1 protein-coding gene is annotated in these 2,515 nt (G+C 59.0%); it reads right to left on the reverse strand.

What is annotated here, in order from left to right; genetic code table 11:
* Positions 1 to 172 precede the first annotated feature (172 nt).
* Positions 173 to 2,062: a carbon starvation protein A gene (locus tag DW661_RS09885; RefSeq protein WP_118935472.1), complete on the reverse strand. Its 1,890-nt coding sequence runs from the start codon at positions 2,060 to 2,062 to the stop codon at positions 173 to 175.
* Positions 2,063 to 2,515 lie beyond the last annotated feature (453 nt).

A 2,515-nucleotide genomic window follows, 5' to 3' on the forward strand; every position in this document is an offset into this window, starting at 1 on the left:
CGGAGGGGTGGCTTTGTAAAGCCGTTTGTCTCCACCCGCGTAGCGGGTGGTTTAAAGCTGGCCGCTGCGCGGCCAGCAGACTAAAGTCTTGAAGAAAAAAGACCGGGTCCGCTTGATTGCGGACCCGGTCTTTCCGAGTCAAATAGATGGGAGATTCAACCCGTCCGACCGACTAGGCCTTGGCGGCCTCGGCGTCGGCAGGAGCTTCAGCGGCAGCGGCGCGACCGTACTCGGCCTTGCCCATCTCGGACCACTCGGGCTCCTCGTCGGGCATGGAGCCGGCCTCCTTGCCGAAGAACTCCTTGAGACAGTTGACGGCAACGATGAGGCCCAGGACCATCAGCAGGACGGCGAAAACGAGCTGCAGGCCCTTGGTGGCGGCGACGGAGACGGCGGCCGTGGTGGCGGTAGCCGGGATGGTGCCGAAGAAGCCGTAAGCCTGGACAGCGGTCATGCAGCCCATGGCGCTCTGGACCAGCGAGGTGAAGGTGCAGCAGAGCAGGAAGGCGACGGGCACGTAGAGCATCCAGCCCTTGCGGCCGGTGCACTTGCAGAACACGGCGAGGGTAATCATGGTCATACCGCCGAGCAGCTGGTTGGAAGCACCAAAGAGCGGCCAGATGTTGGCATAGCCGCCAAAGGCGAGGGCGAGACCGGGAAGCAGGGTGACGACCGTGGCGAACCAGGGGTTGCCGAGAACCTTCATGTAGCCGGCCTTGGACTCGATGGCCAGGGCGTCGTTGGTCTGGGCAAAGAACTCGGAGAACGAGGTGCGGGCGATGCGGGCGACGGCGTCGAGCGAGGTCAGGGCCAGAGCGGAAACGTTCATGGTCATGAAGACGGTAGCGAACGTACCGTCAACACCGAAGGCCTGCATACCGCGGGAGATACCAGCGGCGAAGATCTGGAACGGGGTGGAAGCGACGCCGGCGTTGAGGGCGCCGGTACCGGCGGTGTTCATGTCGGAGAACATGATGCCGGCGACGATGATGGCAAGGATGCCGACGAAGGACTCGACGATCATGGCGCCATAACCGACCTTGACGGCGTCCTGCTCCTTCTCGACCTGCTTGGAGGAGGTACCAGAAGAAACGAGGCTGTGGAAGCCGGAGAGGGCACCGCAGGCAACGGAAACAAACAGGACCGGGAACATCATGCCAGAAGCAGTGGAGAAGCCGGTGAAGACCGGAGCGGTGATGGTGGCCTGACCGTTGACGCCCAGGACGACGATGCCGAGGACAGCGCAAACGATCATGACGATCATCATGATGGAAGTGAGGTAGTCGCGAGGGGTCTTGAGCATCTGGATGGGCATGGCGCCAGCAAAGACCAGGTAGACCATGACGACGGCGAACCACTGGAACTTATCCAGGTAGACCGGGAACTGCATACCGACGGCGAACATGAGAACCATGAGGACCACGCCGGTGACGAACTCGGTAGCACCGGTGAGGTTGAACTTCTTCTGGGCCCAACCAAAGGCGATAGCGACGAAGGTGAACAGGATGGAGATGGTACCAGCGCAGCCGGCGGCATAGGACTTGGTGAAGTCGATGGCACCGGTAGCAGCACCAGAAGCGTCAACGGCCGGGGTGAACATGAACGTCTTGCAGACCATGTCGGTGAAGGCGGCGATGACGATGATGCAGAACAGCCAGCAGAACAGCAGGAACAGGCGACGGCCGGTCTTGCCGATGTACTTCTCGATGAGCTGAGCGAGCGACTTGCCGTTGTTCTTCATCGAAGCGTACAGAGCACCAAAGTCGTGGACGGCGCCAAAGAAGATGCCGCCGACGAGGACCCAGAGCACGACGGGCAGCCAGCCAAAGGCCATGGCGACGATCGTACCCGTGACAGGGCCAGCACCGCAGATCGAGCTGAACTGGTGCGAGAACGCGGTAAAGGCGGAGACGGGCGAGAAGCTCTTGCCGTCCTTCATGCGCTTGGCCGGCGTGAGGGCCTCTTTGTCAACGCCCCACTTGTTGGCCAGCCAGCGGCCGTAGCCCAGATAGCCGCAGGCGAGCACCGCCGCGGCCACAACCATGAGCAAAACTCCGTTCATTACATTTCCTCCTCTAAAAAGAACTTCCTAGACATAAAAAATGAGGGCCGTCGGTTGCGCTCGACGGCCCTCATCTTCATCAGCCGCCCGTTATCGTACGGGCTAGCTGTATGTGCTAACCCGCATCAGATAATTACTACGCTGATAATGTTTAGCTGATGCGTGAACATGTCTAAAAAATCCTCTTCAATCATGATGCGAACGATCCGTGCGTGTTCACATCCCCCAGTGGTTGAAAAAGGAGTATGAAACTTTAGTTACCTAAAGTCAACGCAAATTTGTAATGAATTTTCAACTATTTTTGAATTTCTCGGTATAAAACGCCATTGACCTCGGACTTTACCCAACAAAAGTTTTTGCATGAGAGATGCCCCTCGGGAGCGGGCGGGCGTATACAAGGTTTCCTGCTCTACAGTCCTGCTCGCACGGAGAGCACATTAAGTGCTCTCCGGC

The organism is Collinsella sp. AM24-1 (assembly GCF_003470325.1).
Taxonomy (GTDB): domain Bacteria; phylum Actinomycetota; class Coriobacteriia; order Coriobacteriales; family Coriobacteriaceae; genus Collinsella.

Excerpts from the sequence above, each read along its gene's own strand:
- DW661_RS09885 (WP_118935472.1), bottom strand. The coding sequence starts at position 2,062 with ATGAACGGAGTTTTGCTCATGGTTGTGGCCGCGGCGGTGCTCGCCTGC.